Genomic DNA, 21,912 nt, shown 5'->3' with positions numbered 1-21,912 from the left:
ATTTTGGTATTGTGGACTAATCATGTAAAATGAAACAAGTTCGAAATTGGAGTAAAATAGTGGGTCAACTGTATATGATGTATGATTAAAATAAAAAATATTAAAAAAGCGAAATTATTTTGGGATAAAACATAGAATATTGTGAGAATATCCACACAAAACAATGAAGAGTCTGAAGTATAATAGAACTCACAAAGTTGAACTGAAAAATCAACATCATTAGGTTGTTAACTACCTAAAACATGATTTTAATCCACAGTTTTCGCTGCAATTGATTTTGTTCCTCAAGTGCTTATTTTGTTCCTCAAGTGCATAGGTCCTATAACCATTTTTTTCAACACAAAAATACTGATTATGGTGATTTCCAATTAATAACTCAAGATTTCTATTAAGTATGCTCAATAAATACTAAAAATGAATATTTATATTGAAATTCATACACTTATATTAAAAACCATAAATATATGCGAAATCCTATATATTTATATATATGGACTACATTATAAACGTTCTAACAAATAACATTACAAATAACATTACAAATAACATTACCAATAACATTACAAATAACATTACCAATAACATTACGAATAACATTGCATAATAAATAACCAAAACACAAAAAGAGAGTCATGTTCATAATTAGTAATTAATTCTAAGGCAGTGTTCTGAATATGTTGTAATTTTTAAGTCACATTTTTGTATACTGTGTTTTGTACACTGTATCTGAAACTGGTCTACCTAGATCAAGTTCTCAATTTTTACGATTTTTTTAAAATTTTGTGGTTCACAGAACTTTCAGTACCTGCCAATTCCAAAAAAGAGTAAGGTTGTATGGCTCTTAGTCATTCCTTGTGGATAAGATGATTTTCAATTCGAGACCGCATTGGTTTTTATGAAGACATTACGAGGATATCCACACAAAACAACGAAGAGCCATGTAGATTCAATGGGTAAAAATAAATTTCATATATTTGTTGAAAATTTGTAACTATTCAGCCTAGGAAAAACAACATCATTAGCCTGATTTACCCGAATTCAATTGGCAAATTTCAGAAAATGTATTTTATTTAATTGTTGGCTATTGATTACGTTTTTTCAATCCTCACTAGTTAGAATTCATACATGCCGATTTCATCAAAATCGATATAGATCAATAGATTCCGGCAGGCTGAATAGTTACAAAAATTTAAGAATTATTCCAAGTTTATGAAACAATCTCAAGCGATATATTCGAGTACCTAACTATGTCAAAATTATCACACACGTGTAAAGTTGGAAAATTCTCCATTGAATCTGAAGAGGATACATAAGTTTTTTATTAAAAAAATGGAGAGATATTCTTGTGCTTGAACTCCCTCAGAAATAATGTTTATTATCTATTAAATAAAATGTTTAATACTCAGAGAACTGTACAAACACAATCGCAGTTATCAAAGAGTGACATTTTTGGAGTACTCCAGAACGACCGAAGAAGGCTTGTGCTTGAACTCCTCCGCATTCAGGGAAACCAGAGTGTACGTTCCCTGTCCGAAGAGATCGCCCGTATTGAATCCCAAGACGAAGAGCCAAATAGGGGTGTTAGGAAAAGCATATATGTTTCACTGCTTCAGACACATATCCCAAAAATGGAAAATATGGGAATCGTTGCCTACAATAGAGAGCAGGACACTGTGGAACTTCTCCCAGCCTCCCAGGAATTTGACATTTACCTGGAAACTGTTAATAAAGGAGATATACCCTGGAGCCAGTTCTATCTTGGCCTGAGCATATTTGCCACAGTCAGCGGTTTCCTTATAGTTGCAGGGTTAATAAAATGGATCCCAAGTTCTAAGTGGATGCTGTTTACAAACTTTCTTTTCATGGCCGCCTCAATATCCCATATTTTCCAAGTTCGTAAACTTGGAAAATGAGATAGTTCATCATAGGGCAAATATATCTATTTACCATATTTTATTTTTAAACAGACTTAATAATCCACGTCATAAAAACGACACATTCATTCCTTTTTTATATTTATCTACTCAGGCAGAAGGTATTTCCAGAACAACAGTCACCCCATATTTTGGATCTACCTCACATAATCTTATATAAGTATTTTGATCTTGCCCAAGGGATTTTTTTTCTTACAAACAGATTTTCCGAGTTAATCATTTATTAACTTCTTTTTCAACACAAAGCTTACTGGTAGTGGTAATTACCTATTACCTATCCAAAATTCTTGGTAATTAGCCAATAACTAATAGTAACAAGTACGAAAGGAGGAGATTAATCCCCGTTGAAATTGCAAGAATATGAATGTTCTTTGATGAATTTCTCACTTCTTCACTTTCATAATTGAGATTACAGGGTTAATAATCGAAAATGGAGGTTTTAGATTTTGGTTAACAAAAAAATAATACTGAGCATTCTCATTATAGGCTGCGTTGAAATAATACTAAGCGTTCTCATTACAGGACTCAGTACCAAAATCTAGTGATGAATATAAAATTCAAAATCACTAGATTTTGTAAATGGTCATCATCTGTGTAATACAACATAGTGATTTAAGTCTTTAGATAGCGAATATCTATTTTGATAAAAACTGGATTCGTATCCTCTTCAAGTTGAGTGGAAATCTCTCACCTTTCACTCACCAAGCTTTTTTCTTTGATGAGTTGAGCCAGAGATGGCATCTCAAATGTACCGCCGACTCTATCACATATGTAATGATATGCACTTACACCCAGTTTCTTTGCCGTCTGAACAATCGTCATAAATGTGCCATTTGCCTTTGTTCCTTCCTCGTTATGGTTTGACTTTCCTTTCAAAGAAATGTGTTTTTTGCCAAAAATTTTCCTTAAAATCAGCATCAAGCGACTTCTCATTTTTTGCTTGAATTGTTGATCCTAATTAATAAACTCACTTTAAAAAGTCTGTTCATTTCGTTTTTTTCGCAAAAAATCTATAAACGTAGATCTTAATTTTAGTTCACAATTAATGTTACAACGAGATAGTATAAAAAATCCACAACTGACCAATACATTAATCTGTTTAGAAGGCCACTCGTATACGATATTTTGAATACGGGTTTTTTTGTGGCCATGCAAAATATGTATTTGATCATTTGTTATTCTAGAAAAAATAAAGCTACAGGTACGAAAACTAAAATCTTTCAAAAATTTTGTTAAAGAAACACCTGTCATCCTAACAAAATCGTTACCGAAAGGGTTATTCTTTTATTAGGCATACACAAACAAAGTCTATAGATGCCGTAAAATCACACATCTTTGAAAGGCAAGTTTAATCAGAATCTTTTTTGAAGGCACTTAAACTAATATATAAAATTAAATGCAAATAATGAAATGGAACTAAACAATAGATGGATAAGTTAAAGGTAAAGTACAAACCATAATACATAAGAAAGATAACTTCATTACTTGTAATACTATTTTTAAAAAAGTTAGTTTTCATATGTAAACGCGATCTTCATACAGGATGTTTTCAGTATGAGCACTTCGAATTCCCCACATAACTCCGAAGAAACAGTAACTTTCCCAAAAGAAACAACAGGCAGAATGAGCCAGAAATCCGGAACAGGTTCCGAAAACTCGGGCAAGTTTCCCGAAAGAAATGGCGTTCCTGTACTGGAAGTCAGAGACCTCTGCCATAGATACTCTCATCTTGATTCAAATACCCTGGATAAAATCAATCTCAAAGTGTTCAAAGGGGAGAGAGTTGCAGTGCTTGGAGCTAATGGAGCCGGAAAATCGACTTTGTTCAAGCACCTTAATGGAATTCTGCGGCCTCTTTCAGGGGAAATCCTGATAAAAGGGGAAAAAATGACTAAGAAGAATCTCCGGGCCTGCAGGGAAACCGTAGGAATCGTTTTCCAGGATCCTGACGACCAGGTGCTTGCTCCGAGTGTTGAAGAAGATGTTGCTTTTGGGCCGATTAATATGGGTTTGTCCAGAAGAGAGGTGGAAATGAGAGTTAAAGAAGCCCTTGAGATGGTCGGACTCACAGGTTTTGAGGAAAGGGCTCCGCATCATCTAAGCGGAGGGCAAAAGAAACTTGTGGCGATTGCAGGCATCCTTGCCATGCGCCCTGAAGTTATAGTCCTTGATGAGCCAACAGCTGGCCTTGACCCTCTCAGTTCTGCTCGCGTGCTTGAGTTAATTATGAAGATGAACAAGGAACTTGGAATCACCCTGCTCCTTTCTACCCATGACGTGGATGTGGTTCCTTATTTTGCAGAAAGGGTTTTTGTTCTCCATCATGGAAGACTTGAGGCTGACGGAAGCCCGGATGAGATATTTAGTGATCCCAAACTCCTCAGGAAAGCTCACCTCAGACTTCCGAGAGTGGCTGAAGTATTCGAGATGCTCCAGCAAAAAGGACTCAATGTTAACATACAGATAACAGCCGAAGCAGCCAGAGACGAAGTACTGCGGCTTATAAGCTCGGGACAGCAAAATGTGAGGCTTGATTGAAAGCCGGAAATAGTCCTCAGAGGAGAATTTTTAATGGTAACGCTCACGGATATTGAACGCGAATCATATAAAGACAGTCCAGTACACAGGCTTGACCCCCGGATAAAGCTGCTTTTTACATTTGCAATAATCATTTATGCAGTTAGCCTGCCCCGGATTCACGAAAAAAATATGGTCCGCCTTTTTGCCATCGAGGTTTATTTGCTGCTTCTGGTGCTTGCTGCAGGGCTCGACTTAAGATACTTTTTCCTTCGTATTCTTGCAATTTTACCATTCGGACTCACAATAGCCCTTATCCAGCCATTCTTTAGACCTTCCTTTATAGAAAATTATACTCTATACCCTCTTGACCTGCCTTTCGGGCTCAGTATAACTTATGAAGGACTTGACTTTGGAATCACCCTGCTTGCAAAATTTCTGGTCTGCATAACAGCTATTATCCTGTTTTCTTCTACTACGCGGCTGAGAGATATGGTTGCAGCTGCAGACAGGGTAGGCATTCCAAGAGAGTTTACTCTGCTTTTGAGCATGATGATACGCTATCTTTTCCTGTTTTGGGCCGTTCTTAAAAGGATAAGGACCGCACAGCAAACAAGGCTTTTTGATATATGGAACAAAGATGTGCCAAGAAAATGGGTCATCGAGCAGGTAGGAAACAGCATAAGTTCTATTTTCATACGCTCCTACGAGCAGGGAGAAAGGACCTATATAAGTATGCTTTGCAGAGGTTACGGAAGTGGTCATGAAAAGGCTTATTATAGGACAAAAATCAGAGCTCAGGACATCTTCTTTTTGCTCCTGAGTGCAGGTTGCATATTATATACACATCTTTATGTCTGAAAGGAGCTTCCACTGCTTCCACTACTCCCTTAGCTTTTCTGAGAACTGACTATTTCTGAGAACTGACTATTTCTGAGAACTGACTATTTCTGAGAACTGATTGTTTCTGAGAATTGGTTGGTATAGAAAATTTTGAAAACCGCTTCCTACAGCCAGAAGATTTTATCTCTTTTTCAAAAATACAACCGTATTATTAACTGGAGGTTCCGGCTGAACCCTGAGATATTCTTCAAATCCTGAAGGCAGTTTAAAGAGGAAATTACTGTCCAGAATTCTCCGAAGGCCCTTTTCATAAAGGCGGTAGGAAACTTTACTTCCTTTGGGAAGGACTTTTGCAAGGTGCTCGAATATCTCTTCTTTGGGTTCAGCCTGGGCAGCAACCATGTAAAGGTCACATCTGGTTTTAAGGGGCAGGATGAAATGGTTTCCTTCGATTATCTCAATACTTTCGGAAAGACCGAGACAAGCAATTACCTCCCTGGAGAGGCTTGCCCTTTTTCCATCCTGTTCAATTCCGATTCCGAAAAGACCGTGTTCGCGACAGAGCATTATTAGACTCAGAGGTAGAGAGCCGCTTCCAAGAAAAAGAACACAATCCTTTGGTTTAAGACCTGAACCTGTATATTCGGTACTGGCAAGCTGCAGGTAGTTCGGATAAAACGTAAAATTCTGGAGAGTTTGCCACGGATTCGAGCTTTCAAGAAGACTTTTTGCTTTTTCGATTTCAAGTTTCAAATTGTATAAAAACCGAAAGCGAGAAATCTCAACAATCAGAATATTAAAATCCGGGCTTTCAAAGAGTACCTCAATAGACTGTTCATCTATATCCAGAGATACCAGTTCATCCAGCCTTTTAAACACAGCATACAGTTCAGGAGAGGAATTATCCAGGATATCAGTTTCTTTAAGATCTTTTATCTGGGTATAGATCTGGCGAAATTCGGCAATTAGGGGCTTAACATCTATTTTTTGAATGTTACTCACACTCCATGAAAACCAGGGTATTGTTTACTTTTCCAGCAGGATAGATTTCGTTTATTTTTCTGAAACCTTTAATCTGTTCCGGCTGGACTGGCCAGTATAGCAATTGTCTTATGCCGCTATAATTGCGATAACACACTGAAATTGGTTTTTTGGAACTCGATTTTCGATTTTTTATCATCGTATGTAAGTTTTCAAAGATACGCTGTTTGGGTTCGGCAAGTCCTGCTATAAGCACAGAGTCCCATTCCATTTTTGAAAGTACGGTTTCGTCTCCCTCAAGAATAGTGATTTCCTTTTCAAGCCCAAAGTGCTTTATACAGCTTTTTGCCAGATCCACGGCTTCAGGGTCATGATCTACTCCAATGCAACGGATGCCATATAATTTACTGAAAATAAGTAGAGTAACAGGAAGAGGACCGCAGCCTATGAAAGCCAGCACTTCAATTCCAGGGGATGCCCGAACTTGAGTTTTAATCATTTTTTCGTATCTGGGATATAGAGGAAAAGATTCCAGTATTTTCCAGGGTTCCTTGTAAGCCAGAATATTTTTTGCTAGCTGAGTCTCATGCAAACTAAAAAAAAGAGTATAACTGGTGTAAATTGCAGGAAGAACGGAAAGGATCACCGGGTCTCTAAGTAAGGCCTGACAGAGATCTTCAGAAATATCCAGATGCCCAAGCTCATCGAGCTCGGAAAATATCTCATAAAGTTCAGCCATATTTGATTCTGCAATTATACTTAAATCACGATCTTTAATATTGTTGTAAAAATGTAAGATATGGGACCTGATGTCATATAATTGCAGCTCATAGTCTTGAAAAATGGGCAGTAAACTGTTGCCCTCAGCACTTAGTAAGCTGTTCATGAGATCACACTACTCCGTGTTATTAATCAATAATATATTAATAAAAATATATTTTATATATGATTAATTTTTGTTGAACATATATAAACTTATCTATAATCTTAAAAAAGTAAGTATATTAAAAAAATTCATTGCATTAAGTAAAAAATAAGACAAAAAACGTAAGATGGCTTAGTAAAAATCATTTAAACCATACGAAAACAAAAAAATAATATTTGTTCACAGCGTGAAAATAAAATTGTTGCGGCATTTTAGGGGAATTTAGGTATCCTCTTCAAATTTCAAAAAAGAGAGTTTTAGAACTTTTTAGGCAGCGTTGTATATTTTATGTTAAACTTAATCAGGTTCGGAAATTTCTAGATTTAGCTTATTGGTTGTTGTATCCTTCAGTTTCATTCTTTGCAATAAACGGTTTTGACTTCCGAAGTCTAATTTTCAGGCATTTTATGTGCGTATTTTTTAACCTAATAATATTTGCTCTTGCAACTTTCTCAGACATATTTTACTCCTTTCCTGAACAGACAGGATTTTCTTAACTCATGGATTATACTTTTAATAGATTTCTTAAAATAAATTATTTCCTATTGGTACTAATCTGTATACAAAGTTAATAAATTTGTCTATAGAAATAATACCCTTGTGAAATTTAATGATGCAGTAAGTTAAAAAAGTTATTTTAAAGAACACAGATATTCCAGTAGATTTGGGTCCAATAAATCTGCAGAAGGTTGTTTTGAAAATTAAAAACTTTAGGCTTCTCTGTTTTTAGAGTTAAGAGGGTTCTAAAAGCTCTAAGGAAATATGAGTTTCTTCATATCCTCTGTGGTATTGTTACTATATTTCAATTTTGTAGAATAAAGTATTTATTGGTTAGGATGTTTTACTATTTAATAATACAAAAATAAATTTTAGTAACACTAATGACCTCTTATTGTGGGTAATGGGTTCAAGAGGGGTAGATTTGCGGTGCAGGGAATAAGAACAAAGAAAGTTTTGCCAAAGGAAAAAAATAGCTTGCCGTTACATAGAGTGAAGGACAAGTTATTCCTTGCCTCTTCACCAGCCTCTCCTGTTGACTTATACTTCTCTCCTAATCCTGCTCCTGATTGTTCGTTTTTATCTCCAGGGCTTTTCTATCTCGACCTGAACATTTACAGGGAAACTGTAATAAAAACCCTTATCAAAAAACAAAATGAGGAGCTGTACCGGCTAATTGAAAGAGTCAAATTTGACGGAAAATACTATCGGGTAAAATGTGCGCGTTTAGGGGAATGGAAATACTGCTGGGATCTAGCGGTCCGAGTGCAATTTGTTGGAATGATGCCGGGGTTAGCCTTCGAGCCTAAAAAAATCATTTCTAAAGAAGACAAGAAAATAATCTACAGATCCCTTGTCCTGATAAATCCATATGAGTTGTGGGAACGAAAATTGGTCGAAAAATTATGGAACCTTCGGGATAGAATTGAATTCCTGATAGCAAAAATCCTCTTTCATGAATGCATCCATATCCTTATCTTCCTCGGAAAAACTCTACCCTCAGGTTTTGAGCAGACGAGTATTTTTCTTGAATTCAAAGAGCTGCTTAAGTTTGCAAATTCAAAGCAATTGTGCCCTGAATGTTGTGGCGTCCAGTCCCACCTGCGGAATCTGGTTGATCTTTGCCCGGATTTTTCCAAACAGTCTGAAGAAAAACCAGACCTGGTTACTGAGCTTTACGAGTTTCTAATCCACGAAAAATATAGCATCAAAAAAACCGATCTGGCTTTCGGCCTTCCCTGCAGCAACAGAAAAATTTCTCAGAATTATGTGAAACTGGCAGCTTTGAAAATGGGTCTCTGTATGGAATTTAATAAAAAAATCTGGAAAAAGGAAATTAACAGGTTGCAAATGGATCTGGAAAAACTGTATGACAGAATTGACGATAACTAGAGCTAAGGGTGAGATAAGTTGAATAATTCCCTTGAAAATCTTGAACATCAAGGACTGGAAAGATATCAGAAAGAAAAATGAAGGAACGGGAGAAAAATATGAGTGAAATAATACAACAGTATATCATTCTTAGTTAAAATATATATTTTGATTTGTAATAGGGGAGGAAAATGCATGGCCAGAGTCATGATTGTGGACGATACCGAATTTATGCGAATGGTAATCAAAGACACTCTCTTAAAGTACGGGCATGAAGTTGTTGCTGAAGCAGGTGATGGGGAAGAGGCAATTCAAACTTATCTTGAAGTAAAACCCGATATTGTATTAATGGATGTAATTATGCCGGACATGGATGGAAAAGAAGCATTGCGAAAACTTCTTACTATAGATCCTGAGGCAAAAGTAGTAATGTGTTCCTCCATTGGGAAGCCGGCGCTCATAACCGAATCAATGAAAATAGGCGCTGTGGGATTTATAGTAAAGACTTTTAAACCTCACGGAATGCTGGATGTAATAAGAAAAATTTCGGAGCCAAATTAGATTATTTAACTCAAAATCGGACTTTCATGACTGAAATAATAAATCAGAGTCTGTCAGAGTCTGAATCTCAAAACTACTTCTGTATTATGCCACATTGAGTATACCTGGTTCTCTCACTAATATGCTAAAATAAGAACACTTCATTGCAAGAGGTAATAAAAGTTTGATAAGCTCAAACAACAAATGGCTATGAAAAAAATCATCAGTTTAACCTGGAGTTCTTAAGTTTTGAATTCAATCCCTGCCTGCTTTGTTACCACAGGCAGGGCAAAAAGGAGTTCAGATGACTTAGGCGATGTAGGAGGTAATTTTATTTTGTGTCTGTTCGCCAGAGATCCCTTATCGATATTACCAGTAGATATTTAAGACTTTTGGTTTGTTTTCTGTTACAAATTGCTAACTTTTGCAATGATTTTCTTACGCAGCCAGGACATTATTTTCTGGAGAATTTACTATCTTGCAGTAACAAAACATTGATAATGAGTAAAAGAGGTTAAAAAGTTGTAACTATTCAGCCTATCAAAACATGTCTATTGATATTGATTTGAGTGAATGCAAGAACTCAAAGAAATAACCTTTAGAAGAGGACGAAACGCAGTCAGTCGCCAACAGTTCCATTAAATCAATTTGCAGAAATTTGTCTATTGAATTTTAATAAAGATGGGTATTGATTCTGTTTTATATAGGCTGAATAGTTACCAAAAAGTTACATAATTACGAATAAACACAACTCAGGAAAACAAAATAGGCTGAACCCTTTTAACCTAATTGACAAATTTACTCTATCCATTTTGGAATAAGATCTCCGATTCTTCTTTTCTTTAAGTTTTCAAAACAGAGTAAGAGACAAAGTCAAAAAATTAATATGAACAGATGTGCGACTTAATCGAAGATACTAGGTTACTTTATTCGACTAAAAACTAAAAATAGAGATACATGAGAAGGTTTCAATATAAAAATTGTCAAAAAAAGTAATACCAAAACGTATATATGTAATACTGGTTAATGTGGTATTATCGGAAGTGTTCTTTGAAAACAGTCACTGAAAACAGTACAAGAAACTCAAAAATGCTAAGATTATTCCTGAAAAAGAATTTTCAGGCTTTATGTTAAGAATAGTTTTCAATTCTTTTCTTTAGGAATATTTCTGAACCTAAAGAACTTTTGTTTGGATTTACAGGCAGCGAACATAATATTATTTGAATAACATGGACAACCAGTGAAAGTGCTTGCAGATGCAGCATTTTCATGCTAAATAAAAGATAGGGGTAAAAGAGGAAAGTGAAATGCACATACCTGATTCATTCATACCGCTTAGCCAGGCAGTAATTTACTGGGTTATTGCCCTTCCGTTTATTATAATGTCAATGAAATGGGCAAAAAACGAGCTTGATGAGATGAAAGTACCGATTCTTGCGGCTCTTGCGGCAGGAATTTTTGCAATCCAGGCCATGAATATTCCCATAGGGATGGGAACAAGTGGGCATATGGTAGGAGCAGTCCTTGTTGCCATCGTGTTCGGAAGCCCCTGGGCTGGGGTCCTTGTGCTTACTCTAGTCCTGCTTGTGCAGGGGTTCGCCTTCGGGGACGGGGGAGTCACTACAATGGGAGCAAATATTCTGAATATGGGTGTCATTTCCGGATTTGTTGGATATTATACATATGTTGCCCTTCGAAGTAGGGTAGGTACAAGCATTGCAGCCTTCGGAGGCGCCTGGCTCGGACTATTTATTTCGGCAATAGTTTGCGCGATCCAAATGTGGATTGCAGGCACCTTCCCCCTTGTCCCAGGTCTAATTGCAATGGGGACATACCACTTGATAATTGGTTTTATAGGCGAAGGACTGATCACCTCAGTTGTAATCACAGCGATTGCAAAATCCCGTCCTGATCTCCTTGAGGATAATTTCACTGCCAGACCAGATAAACATAAAAAGGAGGCTCATGCATGAGCGGAAAAGCAAACATGAAATTATTTTATGCCGGAATTGTGATTGCACTTTTGCTTGCGGTTCTAGCTCCTTTCCTCGCATCCTCCGACCCTGACGGGCTTGAAAGTGCTGCTGGGGGGGTAGTTGAAGAGTCGAAGATGTCCCAAATTGAAGAGACTGAACCTGCAGTAAGTTCTCCGATGTCTGACTATTCCATCGAAGGCCTGGGAAAGAGTGGGGAAGTAGTAGCAATAGCTGTTGGAACACTTGCAGTGCTGGTAATCAGTTTAGGGTTAGGAAAAGTTTTTAGCAAAAAAGTCTGAACATAAAATAGAGTTCTCTTCCATAAAAACCGTTCTTCCCAAAAAGTAGGGGAGAAACGGCTCGCATATTAAAAGATCTTTGAAAAAGTAATCTTTTCAGTAAAACTTTACAGATTTTGCTTCAACAAAATAATTTAGTCCTCCTGTCTCTGGAAAAAAATTCAAGCATTGCTAATAAATATTACACTCGAAGGACATAAGTCCTTTACAATGCAGATTTTGCATTTTGGTTTTTTTGCCTGGCAGACTTTCCTCCCATGATAGATCAGGGTCATGGAAATTGAATCGAGATCTTCCCTTCGGGCAAGTGAGATAAGGTCCTGTTCAATTTTAGCGGGGTCGGAGTTTTTCGTAAGTCCCAACCGTCTTGAAATCCTTTTTACGTGAGTGTCTACAGCAACTCCCTCTACTATTCCAAATGCTCTAGAAAGTACTATATTAGCCGTTTTCCTTCCGACCCCTGGCAAACTGATAAGTTCTTCCATAGTCTTTGGGACTTCTCCGTTGTACTTCTCAACAATAATCTGCGCAGCAGTTTTGATATTTTTTGCCTTGCTTTTGTAAAAACCTGTGGAATATAAATCGTTTTCAAGTTCTCTGATGTCTGCACTGGCGTAATCTTCTGCAGTCCTGTACTTTTTGAACAGTTTATCAGTTACTCTATTAATCTGTACATCAGTTGACTGGGCTGAAAGAACAGTCGCCACAAGTAGTTCAAGGGGATTGCTGTAGTTAAGAGAGGGTTTTACGTCAGAATACTCTTCTTTTAAAAGAGCCCAGATGCGGTCGAAATTGTGTCTGTTATCAGGAATATCATATTCGGAAATGAAGTCCTGAGTGTCAGATTTTTTTGACTTTTTTTCAGGCATGCTAACTCCTTCTTCTAGTTTTGTCCCGTTTTTCGCCGGAAATTGTTTGTTTGAGGAAATGGTATTTTCTTATGCCTCTTTGAAGCTTGAGTTCGATGTCCGATCCAGCAGGTTACAGCATATAAGGAATATCCAAACATTTAATAGGATATGTAAAGACCAGTTTTTCATGTCCGAGGATTTGAGCCCTAACTTCTCAGCCTATGTTTGTTTTATGAAAATGCAGCTATAAAAGTAAAGCTGCATATTACCCTTTTATACGAGTTACCAAAAAAGAAGCAAAAAATGTATAACTTGGGGGAGTTGTGTATGAAACGTACCAAAAACTTAAAGAACTATATTCCTAGAAGAATTCTGGAAGCACCTTCACGGAAATACTGAATTTGTAAAATATAAATTCAGTTTATCCAGAAAAAACTCTCTGTTTTAATATAATAATGCGTAGACCATAAGTTTTATAGCTAAGAATTTTTAAACCAAAGATATTGGTGATTTTTTGGTAAAGAGGGCACTGCTCAGCGTCTCAGACAAGACCGGAATTGCAGAATTCGCACGCGGGCTTGAATCACTTGGCGTGAAAATTATTTCAACAGGCGGGACAGCGAAAATTCTTCGCGACGCCGGCATAGAAGTTACTGATGTCTCGGAAGTCACAGGCTGTCCGGAGATGATGGGAGGAAGGGTTAAAACTCTCCATCCAAGAATTCATGGCGGGCTCTTATGTTTGCGAGAGAGCAAGGAACAGATGGCTGAGGCTGAAAGAGAAGACATCTCGCTTATTGACATGGTGGCTGTAAACCTCTATCCATTTGAGGTAACGGTCTCAAAGGAAAGCGTCGAACTCGAAGAAGCCATTGAGAACATAGATATCGGAGGGCCAACTCTTCTTCGTTCGGCAGCTAAAAACTACCGTTCGGTTATAGTACTTTCAGACCCGTCGGACTACGGGCGTGTCCTCAAAGAACTCCGCTCAACAGGGGTAGTTTCGGAGGCAACTCGAGCTGCCCTTGCAGTTAAGGCTTTCAGGCATACTGCGGATTATGATGCAGCAATCGATACCTACCTGAGCAAAACCCTGCTCGAAGAAAACGTGCTTCGCCTGAATTTTACCGGCGGTGTAAAACTTCGCTATGGCGAAAACTGGCATCAGAAAGCCTATTTTTATAAAGATTCCCAAATTGAAGGCCCTACCCTGGCAAAAGCCACTCAGCTGCACGGAAAAGAACTCTCCTACAATAACTATGTGGACGCCGATAATGCTCTTCAAACGGTAAAAGAACTAGGAAGTGCTCATCCTGGCGTGGCAATTGTAAAACACAATAACCCATGTGGGCTTGCAACCGGCAGCACACTCCTGCAGGCTCTTCAGGCTGCCTGGGACGGAGACCCAATTTCAGCTTACGGAAGCATAATCTGCACTAATGAAATCTTTGACCTCGAAGCTGCGACTTTTCTGAACGGAAAATTTGTGGAGATTATTCTTGCTCCTGACTTCAAGCCCGATGCTCTTGAATACCTGAAAAAGAAAAGTGAAAATCTTAGACTCCTTAAACTGCCTGATCTCAGGGAAGCTTTCGGGACGGACTACACATATAAGTATGTAATCGGAGGCATGCTCAAGCAGAGTCGCGATATTGGCCTCTACGAAAAATGGGAATCAGTCACAGACATTCCTTATCCTGAAGAGAAGCGTTCTCTTTCGGAATTCTGCCTTAAAGCCTGTAAGTCAACTAAATCCAATTCAGTGATCCTTGCTCACGAGTACGAGCCAGGTTTCTTCATGGTACTTGCTATGGGCGCAGGACAACCGAACAGGGTGGACTCGATTCGTAAACTTGCAGCTACAAAAGCTGTTGAAAATCTCAGGATAATTTACGAACGGGAAAATCCTGAAACCTCCTTTGAAGATTATTGCCAGAGAGTTATGTCAGAATGCGTAATGGCCTCAGACGCCTTCTTCCCCTTCGATGACAGCATAATTCATGCAGCAGAAAATGATATTCGCTACATAGTTTCCCCAGGCGGATCAATTCGGGATGGCGAAGTCATTGCTGCTGCAAATCGGCTAGGAGTTTCCATGGTCTTTACAGGCATGCGCCACTTCCTTCATTAATAATTTTCATGTGTGGATATAAATAATATGGGTTCTTCGTCATTCCCTATGGATAAGATAATTTTCAATTCAAGGCCGCAATGATTTTTATAAGAATATTATTGAGAGGATATCCACACAAAACAACGAAGAACCATAATATGTGAATATCCCTGAGCTAAAAACTCAGGGTTTTACGCTTCTTCATATGAATTTATTAAATAATATTTCTTTTTAGTTTTAACTTTCTATCGTTCTTAGTTTCTTTTTACTTTCATGAGTTAATTTCTTGCCGTCAATGAATATAATAGGCGAATCTATAAAAAAATAGCATTGGCCAAAAAAACGGAAGTATCTAAAAATATTGTCCTGTATTTGAATCTATTCTGGAACTAAAATCTTTGGCGTCAAAAGATTTTTTGATTAAAAACAATTTTTCATATAATTAATTTAAAATAATTTATGTTCTTAGTATATTATGGAGTTAGATAGTTAGATTGGTAACCAACTCAGTAGATAAGAGAAACCTCAATAGATAAGAGAATAGTCTGGAGGCTGCTGATCCTTCTTTGAGAATCATGCTCGGGGGAGCATGGTAATCAGGGAGATTTTATTGGGGGATACAGTGAACAGGTACAGCGCCTCCGGGCATTTTCTTACGTTTTTTCTGGATTTACTAAATCTTTTGTTTTCTCTGATCTCTTGTCTTTTTATCCTCTTATCCTTTTTGTCTTCTGGTCTTTTTATTATCTTATTGCTTCTTTGAAAAGTTGAAAATACCTTTGTAGATTTTTATTGAAAAATTTGCCAGATGGTAAGTTGTAAATTAACTCACAATCAAACCTCTTACTACTGTATTCCCGTTTCAAAGTCTATTAACCTCTGGTTAACGCTAAAAACTCGTATAACATAAAATCATACTCCGATTTTAAAACTTTTTATGCGAAAACATTTTTCGTTTGGAACTAATTTTTGGTATAATTAATTTAAAATAATCATAGGGATTATTCTATACTGTACACTAGAGATAACAAAAGAGTGAGTAAAGGGTATGAATAGTAAAGAATTGCCCGGAAGCTTTTTGGTCCTGTTCTGAATAATATGCTTGGGGGAGCGTATTTTCAGATCTACCGTAACGGGGGCTACGGCAAAAGGAACATAAGTTTTCGGGTTTTTCCTTATCCTCCTTTTAATGTATGTTTCTCTTGTTTTTTCTTTCTCTTGTTTTTTCTACTGTTTTTTCTACTAGTTCTGTTAAAAACCCTTTTAAAAACCCTTTTAAAACCATTTTACTGTGTGTTCATGATATCGATAAAACCAGGAACCTCTTTGCTATCGATCTGATCTATTCTTACAGAGTTCCTGGTTTTTGATGAAAGTCATTGATAACTGTCTTGATTCCAATCAGAAGAGATTATATTTCCGGAAGGAAATTATAAATTTCAGATTCAGTAAAATGTAATTTTTGAAAATCCCTGGGACAGTTCTTCCCCAAGGAATTTTTCCATTTCTTTTTTCAGGTTTTCAATGGCTTCTTCAATAGTGATTCCCTTGCAAATTATATCAGCTTCAGGGCAGATTGAGATATAGAAGTCTTCTTCCTGGCGGATGGTTGCAGAAAAAGGAAAAAAGATTGTCATGTTTTAAAAAATCTGTTAGTCTACGTTTAAATGTTTCGTACTTTCCTATTCATTAAGGTCTTTTTTTGCAAAAAATCTCCCCCTTGAGCGCAGGAGTTTTATACTTAAGCTGGTATCACATTCTAAATATATATTGTTAAGTTCGTGTGTCCTATGCCAGCAGAGTTTTTACTGTCTTCTCCTGTACCTTTACCTGACCTTTCCGTGCTTATTCTTCTGGGTGTCTTTGTACTTACCGCTCTCAGGCAGGTCGGATCTTTAAGGCTGCAGATCTGGCAGATCATGACCTTTGGAGCGATACTGGTACTGTTGCTCGGTGAGATTTCTCTCCGAGAAGCTCTTGCAGCTATTAATATGGATGTGCTCATCTTCCTTTTCGGGGCTTTTTGCGTTGGGGAAGCACTTAACATGAGTGGGTATCTTGCATGGCTCGGGAACCGGATAGTTTCCAGGGCAAGGGATACGGATCAACTTGTTTTACTTGTGCTGTTTTCTACAGGAATTCTTTCTGCAATTCTCATGAATGATACCCTGGCTATCATGGGGACTCCACTGGTTCTGGGTTTTTCCAGAAAGTACAATATATCTCCCAAACTCATGCTCTTTTCCCTGGCATTTGGGGTAACTACAGGAAGCGTTATGAGCCCTATTGGAAACCCGCAGAACCTCCTCATAGCAATCGGGGGAAACCTTGATTCTCCGTTTATAATATTTTTGCATTCACTCGCCATACCAACCCTTATATGTCTTTTAATTGCTTACGCAGTGTTAAAACTCTTTTTCCGGGAGGAATTTGGAAAATCAACCCTTATTCACTCTGAAGAAGTTATTACTGACCCTGAACTTGCCAGTGCTTCAAAAATCTCTCTTTTGCTTTTGCTGATTCTCATAGTCTGTAAAATTTTCCTGGTGGAATTTTTCCCTGCCTGGGACTTTGATTTGAGCTGGATTGCACTTTTCTCCGCGTCGCCTGTCCTGCTCAATAGAAAACGCATTGAGGTCCTGAAAAATATTGACTGGTCAACCCTGGTTTTCTTCGTTTCAATGTTTGTGCTAATGAAAAGCGTATGGATTTCCGGAACATGCCAGGAATTGCTTACCAGGATGTCTCCTCAGTTAGGCTCGGTGTCAATGATCCTTGCGCTCAGCATTGGACTCAGTCAACTTATTTCTAATGTTCCCTTTGTTGCGCTCTATCTGCCTGCCATGGGCAGTACAGTTTCTCAGGTGCAACTGATGGCGCTTGCTGCAGGAAGTACAATTGCAGGAAACCTGTTGATCCTGGGCGCTGCAAGCAACGTCATAATTATCCAAAACGCAGAAAAAGAAGGAAAAACTCTATCATTTGCCGAATTTTCCAAAATTGGAGTTTTAATTACTATTTTGGATGCTATTACTTACTTAATCTTTCTTTAACTTTTTAAACCCATATTCCTCTTGTAATAAATTTTAAAGATGTAATGATCCCTTAAACCAGATTTATAGGCCTATTGATCTTTAATGCATCTACTTTATTTCTACGAGTACGTAAGTATTTTCAACTCTCCAATAAACTTGATATACTCAAAGCACATACACTTTTTTCTGGAAGATATAAGATCATGACCCTGAATAATACAGATCCAAATACCAGGCGCAGACGCACCAGGTGCACTGTACAGAAGAAAACCTTTGGGCCTGTTGAAGACCTTGAAACTCATGTCCGGTCCGACTGGTGGCAGACTCTTTTTAACTCACTTTACCTTAAGACCGATGCCGATCTTCTGGATGATATGGAGGTTACTAGAAAAGAGGTCGATCTCATTGTTTCCATTTTAGGAGTGTCTCCTGAAGAAAAAATTCTTGATCTTTGCTGTGGTCAGGGAAGACATATACTTGAACTGGCAAGGAGAGGTTTTTCAAATATTGAAGGATATGACAGGTCCCAGTACCTTATAAGGAAAGCAAGAACCAGAGCACAGAAAGAGAACCTGCAGGTCAGGTTCAGAGAAGGAGATGCAAGAAAACTTCCCTACCCATCTGATACTTTTGACATAGTTACTATAATGGGCAACAGTTTTGGCTACTTTGACTCAACGCTCCAGGACCAAAAAGTTCTTGAAGAAATTTTCAGGGTTCTGAAGCCCGGAGGCAGAGTTTTCGTTGATGTTGTAGACGGAGATTACATGAAAAAAAGTTTCCAGCCCAGGTCATGGGAATGGCTGGACAGGAAATACTTTGTCTGCAGGGAAAGAGCCCTCTCGGCTGATGGTGATCGGCTAATTTGCAGAGAAGTGATAAGCCGTATTGACAGAGGAGTAATTGCAGACCAGTTTTACGCTGAGAGGTTATACAATAAAGGAAGCCTTTTTGAGTTGCTTACTGCGTCAGGGTTTAGTAGTCCGACTTTTCACACTACTTTTAGCCCGGTATCCGCAGTTACTCAGGATGCGGGCATGATGGAACAGAGAATCCTGGTCTCGGCCTCTGTTGAAAAACCATGGCCTCCTTCTCTTCAGGCAGCCGGGAATAAAAAACCAATGAATATTGCAGTTGTGCTTGGAGATCCGAGAAAAGAAGATCAGGTTAAGCCTGCCTGTGTCTTCGATGATGATGATTTTGATACTCTTGAAAGAATGAAAAAAGCACTTGCAGAGATTCCTTTTATGAAATTTACTTTCCTTGACAGGCACGAAACGTTGCTGGAGGAACTGAAGAAAAAAGCAGCAAAAATTGATCTTGTACTTAATCTCTGTGATGAAGGGTTTAATAATGACCCCACAAAAGAGCTTCATGTTCCGGCTTTGCTCGAACAGCTCAACATTCCATATACAGGGGCGGGCCCTCAATGTCTTGCTTTCTGTTATGACAAATCCATTATAAGAGGCCTTGCCAGAGAGATGCGCATTCCTGTAGCAAAGGGAATGCTTGTAACCGAAGACTCGGAGCTTTCAAAGCTTTCTCTCTCTTTCCCCCTGCTTGTAAAGCCCAATTCAGGGGACTCAAGTTTTGGGATTACACAGAAAAGCATTGCTCACAGCCGTGAGGAACTTCTTGAAATTCTTGCGACAACCCGGGAAAAAATTGGCTCGAACCGGCCTTTCCTGCTGGAAGAGTTTCTCCCCGGAAAAGATATCAGTGTTGGCATTATTGGAAATCCGCCTGCATGTACTGTACTGCCTATTACGGAAGAAGATTACTCGGGAGTGCCTGAAGACCTTCCAAAGATCTGCGGGTATGAAGCTAAATGGATTCCAGGTTCTCCGTACTGGAACATAAAGTCCGTGCTTGCTGATGTCCCAGAAAAAACCCGAAAGGAAATCGTAAAATGCTGCCTTGCTCTCTTTACCAGATTGGGCTGTCGGGATTACGCCCGTTTTGACTGGAGGCTTGATGCCGAAGGCAAACCCAAACTTCTTGAAGTAAACCCCAATCCTGGCTGGTGCTGGGACGGTCATCTGGCAAAGATGGCGGCTTATGCTAATATTTCCTATTCCGAAATGCTTAAGGCCATTATAGAAGCTGCAAAGGAAAGGTATGGCCTTGGAGCTTCTGAAAATCTCGAGCCAAGGAAAATGCCTGAAACCACTCCCCGAAAAAGCCCGGATGAATGCGCTGCTGAGTTTGAGGAAGAAATTGAAGCTAGAAATGGTATTGATTCCGAAAATAACAGGAAGAAAAGTGTTTTTTCAAAAACTTCCGGAACAGTACAGGCTTTTGAGAGCATATAAACTCAAAAAAGTGTGGGATGCGAAAAGATCGGGTATTTCTTTTTCGCGTCTCGTTTTTTCTCTTTATAGTTCTGTTACTTCTTTTACTTCCGAATGTTTACTTCTGAATGATAATTGTGAGAATATCCTCATCCTGCATTCTATGGTCAAGGCCTACTCTTTGCCCCGGGTGTTTTGCGGAGGTGCCCCAGACATGAGCATAGCGGAACTTCCTGCGGAAATCCCTGTGCAGGCGATCGCAAATCTGGCCTATGTTGGTCCCACTCATAACTATCAGGGGCTCTTCCATATCTGCAGGCTGACCCTGTGGTTTTAAGTAGACTCGAATGAAACCCAACCTGTCGTAAATAGCATCTTTGAGAGTCTCGATATTAATGCCTTCATGGGCTGAAATAAAGATCGAGTTAGGGTATAACTCTCTGCATTCTTCAATCAACTGGGGATAGGCCAGGTCAACCTTGTTAACAGCTATTAGAGACCTGACATAGCTGCGGTTGCTCAGGACAACGTCAATAAGCTGGTCAACCGTTATGTTTTCTCTTATAAGTACACTTGCGTTGTGGATCTTATACTCATCCAGCACAGCCTTGATAGTTTCCTCATCCAGGTCAAGGTCAACGGTTGAATTGATCACTACCCCACCTCTATCTTTTTTCTTGATTACCACATCAGGGGGCTCTTCATCCACACGAATGCCGGCCTGGTAAAGTTCGTCCATAAGTACTTCGTAATGCTTGGGCTGGAATACATCAAGCAAAAATATAACCATATCCGAGTTTCTGATAACAGATATGACTTCCTTTCCACGTCCACGCCCTGAAGATGCGCCTTTTACAAGCCCAGGGACATCAAGGAACTGGATTGTTGCACCTTTGTGTTCCAGTACGCCTGGCACAACTGTAAGGGTAGTAAATTCATATGCTGCCACTGCAGAATTGGCACCCGTGATTTTGTTCAGAAGCGTAGATTTCCCTACTGATGGAAAACCTACAAGGGTGACGGTTCCATCTCCTGATTTTCTGACCGAGTACCCTTCTCCTCCTCCTTTTGCCGAGGCTTTTTTCTCAACTTCATCCCTCATGCGGGCTAGCTTGGCTTTGAGGCGGCCTATATGATGGGAAGTTGCCTTATTGTACACGGTCTTTCGAAGTTCGTCTTCGACGTCCTGTATTTGCTCCTGTATGCTGCTCATCTGGAACCTGCCGATTTAGGGACTAAAGAAATGATTTTCATATTAATTGAAAAAGAAACCGTGTCCAAACGGTTTATACAAACCTTTTTTGATCCAAAAGAGATCCGTATCTGGATATTTTATCCTGAATAGTTGAATGCAATATATATAACTATGGAATGTTTTCATTTACTGGTTCTGAATAATAAGGCTACTCAAAACATTTCTATTTCATAATAATTATAATAATACTTAAAGCTTATTAAAGGCTGCTTCCGGTGAAAATTTCTTCATCAGAACTGGATTCAAAGGTACAGTCTTACTTATTACAATGAGTGGTCGTTTATCTTATTCAAAGGGACTGTCTCAAAGAGACTACATCTCTTATTCAAAGGGACTGTCTCAAAGAGACTACATCTCTTATTCAAGAGAGGAACTGTCTTAAAGATTCTACATCTCTTATTCAAGAGAAGAACTGTCTTAAAGATCCTACATCTCTTATTCAAGAGAAGAACTGTCTCAAAGGGACAATCTCTCCTATCCATT

Annotated in this window: 16 protein-coding genes; 10 read left to right on the top strand and 6 right to left on the bottom strand. The window is 38.5% G+C overall.

The genetic code is table 11. From position 1 onward, the window contains the following. The first annotated feature begins 1,391 nt into the window (after positions 1-1,391). Entirely contained in the window at positions 1,392-1,913 is a 522-nt protein-coding gene (locus MSKOL_RS15295) for a hypothetical protein (RefSeq protein ID WP_156151111.1), read from the top strand. Positions 1,914-2,621: 708 nt separating this feature from the next. Here MSKOL_RS15295 and MSKOL_RS15290 read toward each other — a convergent pair. Then, the gene (locus MSKOL_RS15290) at positions 2,622-2,810 is read right to left on the bottom strand and encodes a hypothetical protein (protein WP_157206109.1); all 189 of its coding nucleotides are present in this window, start codon (positions 2,808-2,810) and stop codon (positions 2,622-2,624) included. A gap of 678 nt (positions 2,811-3,488) precedes the next feature. On the opposite strand from MSKOL_RS15290, the gene MSKOL_RS15285 reads away from it, so the two are divergent. Continuing rightward, positions 3,489-4,472: an ATP-binding cassette domain-containing protein gene (locus tag MSKOL_RS15285; protein WP_048157503.1), complete on the top strand. Its 984-nt coding sequence runs from the start codon at positions 3,489-3,491 to the stop codon at positions 4,470-4,472. 33 nt (positions 4,473-4,505) lie between these two features. After that, the gene (cbiQ, locus tag MSKOL_RS15280) at positions 4,506-5,312 is read left to right on the top strand and encodes a cobalt ECF transporter T component CbiQ (protein ID WP_048122378.1); all 807 of its coding nucleotides are present in this window, start codon (positions 4,506-4,508) and stop codon (positions 5,310-5,312) included. Between the two features lie 162 nt (positions 5,313-5,474). On the opposite strand, the gene MSKOL_RS15275 is transcribed toward cbiQ, so the two are convergent. Further along, on the bottom strand, positions 5,475-6,296 hold the full coding sequence (locus MSKOL_RS15275; RefSeq protein ID WP_048157501.1) for a nicotianamine synthase family protein: 822 nt from the start codon (positions 6,294-6,296) through the stop codon (positions 5,475-5,477). Then, on the bottom strand, positions 6,289-7,014 hold the full coding sequence (locus tag MSKOL_RS15270; protein WP_231592272.1) for a nicotianamine synthase family protein: 726 nt from the start codon (positions 7,012-7,014) through the stop codon (positions 6,289-6,291). The genes MSKOL_RS15275 and MSKOL_RS15270 overlap by 8 nt, the downstream gene beginning before the upstream one ends. A gap of 1,113 nt (positions 7,015-8,127) precedes the next feature. Between MSKOL_RS15270 and MSKOL_RS15265 the strand changes: the two genes are divergently transcribed. From MSKOL_RS15265 to MSKOL_RS15250, 4 genes are all read left to right on the top strand, one after another. Then, a complete protein-coding gene (locus MSKOL_RS15265) occupies positions 8,128-9,090 on the top strand; it encodes a hypothetical protein (protein ID WP_048157497.1) in 963 nt (320 codons plus the stop codon). A 174-nt stretch (positions 9,091-9,264) separates the two neighbouring features. Then, positions 9,265-9,630 carry a response regulator gene (locus tag MSKOL_RS15260; protein ID WP_048157495.1) on the top strand — a complete coding sequence of 122 codons (366 nt, stop codon included), beginning with the start codon at positions 9,265-9,267 and terminating at the stop codon, positions 9,628-9,630. 1,286 nt (positions 9,631-10,916) lie between these two features. Continuing rightward, entirely contained in the window at positions 10,917-11,582 is a 666-nt protein-coding gene (gene cbiM / locus MSKOL_RS15255) for a cobalt transporter CbiM (RefSeq protein WP_048122369.1), read from the top strand. Then, on the top strand, positions 11,579-11,884 hold the full coding sequence (locus tag MSKOL_RS15250) for a PDGLE domain-containing protein (protein WP_048122367.1): 306 nt from the start codon (positions 11,579-11,581) through the stop codon (positions 11,882-11,884). Before cbiM ends, MSKOL_RS15250 begins: the two co-directional genes overlap by 4 nt. Positions 11,885-12,045: 161 nt before the next feature. Here the strand turns inward: MSKOL_RS15250 and nth are convergent, their stop codons facing one another. After that, entirely contained in the window at positions 12,046-12,753 is a 708-nt protein-coding gene (nth, locus tag MSKOL_RS15245; RefSeq protein WP_048157492.1) for an endonuclease III, read from the bottom strand. 496 nt (positions 12,754-13,249) lie between these two features. On the opposite strand from nth, the gene purH reads away from it, so the two are divergent. Further along, entirely contained in the window at positions 13,250-14,866 is a 1,617-nt protein-coding gene (gene purH / locus MSKOL_RS15240) for a bifunctional phosphoribosylaminoimidazolecarboxamide formyltransferase/IMP cyclohydrolase (protein ID WP_048157490.1), read from the top strand. Between the two features lie 1,427 nt (positions 14,867-16,293). Here the strand turns inward: purH and MSKOL_RS15235 are convergent. After that, the gene (locus tag MSKOL_RS15235; RefSeq protein WP_048122361.1) at positions 16,294-16,485 is read right to left on the bottom strand and encodes a hypothetical protein; all 192 of its coding nucleotides are present in this window, start codon (positions 16,483-16,485) and stop codon (positions 16,294-16,296) included. Between the two features lie 153 nt (positions 16,486-16,638). Between MSKOL_RS15235 and MSKOL_RS15230 the strand changes: the two genes are divergently transcribed. Together MSKOL_RS15230 and MSKOL_RS15225 are read left to right on the top strand one after the other, a co-directional pair. Beyond that, the gene (locus MSKOL_RS15230; protein ID WP_048158407.1) at positions 16,639-17,901 is read left to right on the top strand and encodes an anion transporter; all 1,263 of its coding nucleotides are present in this window, start codon (positions 16,639-16,641) and stop codon (positions 17,899-17,901) included. A 185-nt stretch (positions 17,902-18,086) separates the two neighbouring features. Then, positions 18,087-20,195: a methyltransferase domain-containing protein gene (locus tag MSKOL_RS15225; RefSeq protein ID WP_048157487.1), complete on the top strand. Its 2,109-nt coding sequence runs from the start codon at positions 18,087-18,089 to the stop codon at positions 20,193-20,195. A 97-nt stretch (positions 20,196-20,292) separates the two neighbouring features. Here the strand turns inward: MSKOL_RS15225 and MSKOL_RS15220 are convergent, their stop codons facing one another. Continuing rightward, entirely contained in the window at positions 20,293-21,387 is a 1,095-nt protein-coding gene (locus tag MSKOL_RS15220; protein WP_048122359.1) for a GTP-binding protein, read from the bottom strand. Positions 21,388-21,912: the final 525 nt, after the last annotated feature.

The organism is Methanosarcina sp. Kolksee (genome assembly GCF_000969945.1).
GTDB lineage: Archaea > Halobacteriota > Methanosarcinia > Methanosarcinales > Methanosarcinaceae > Methanosarcina > Methanosarcina vacuolata.
This window is presented reverse-complemented; position numbering and strand designations above follow the sequence as displayed.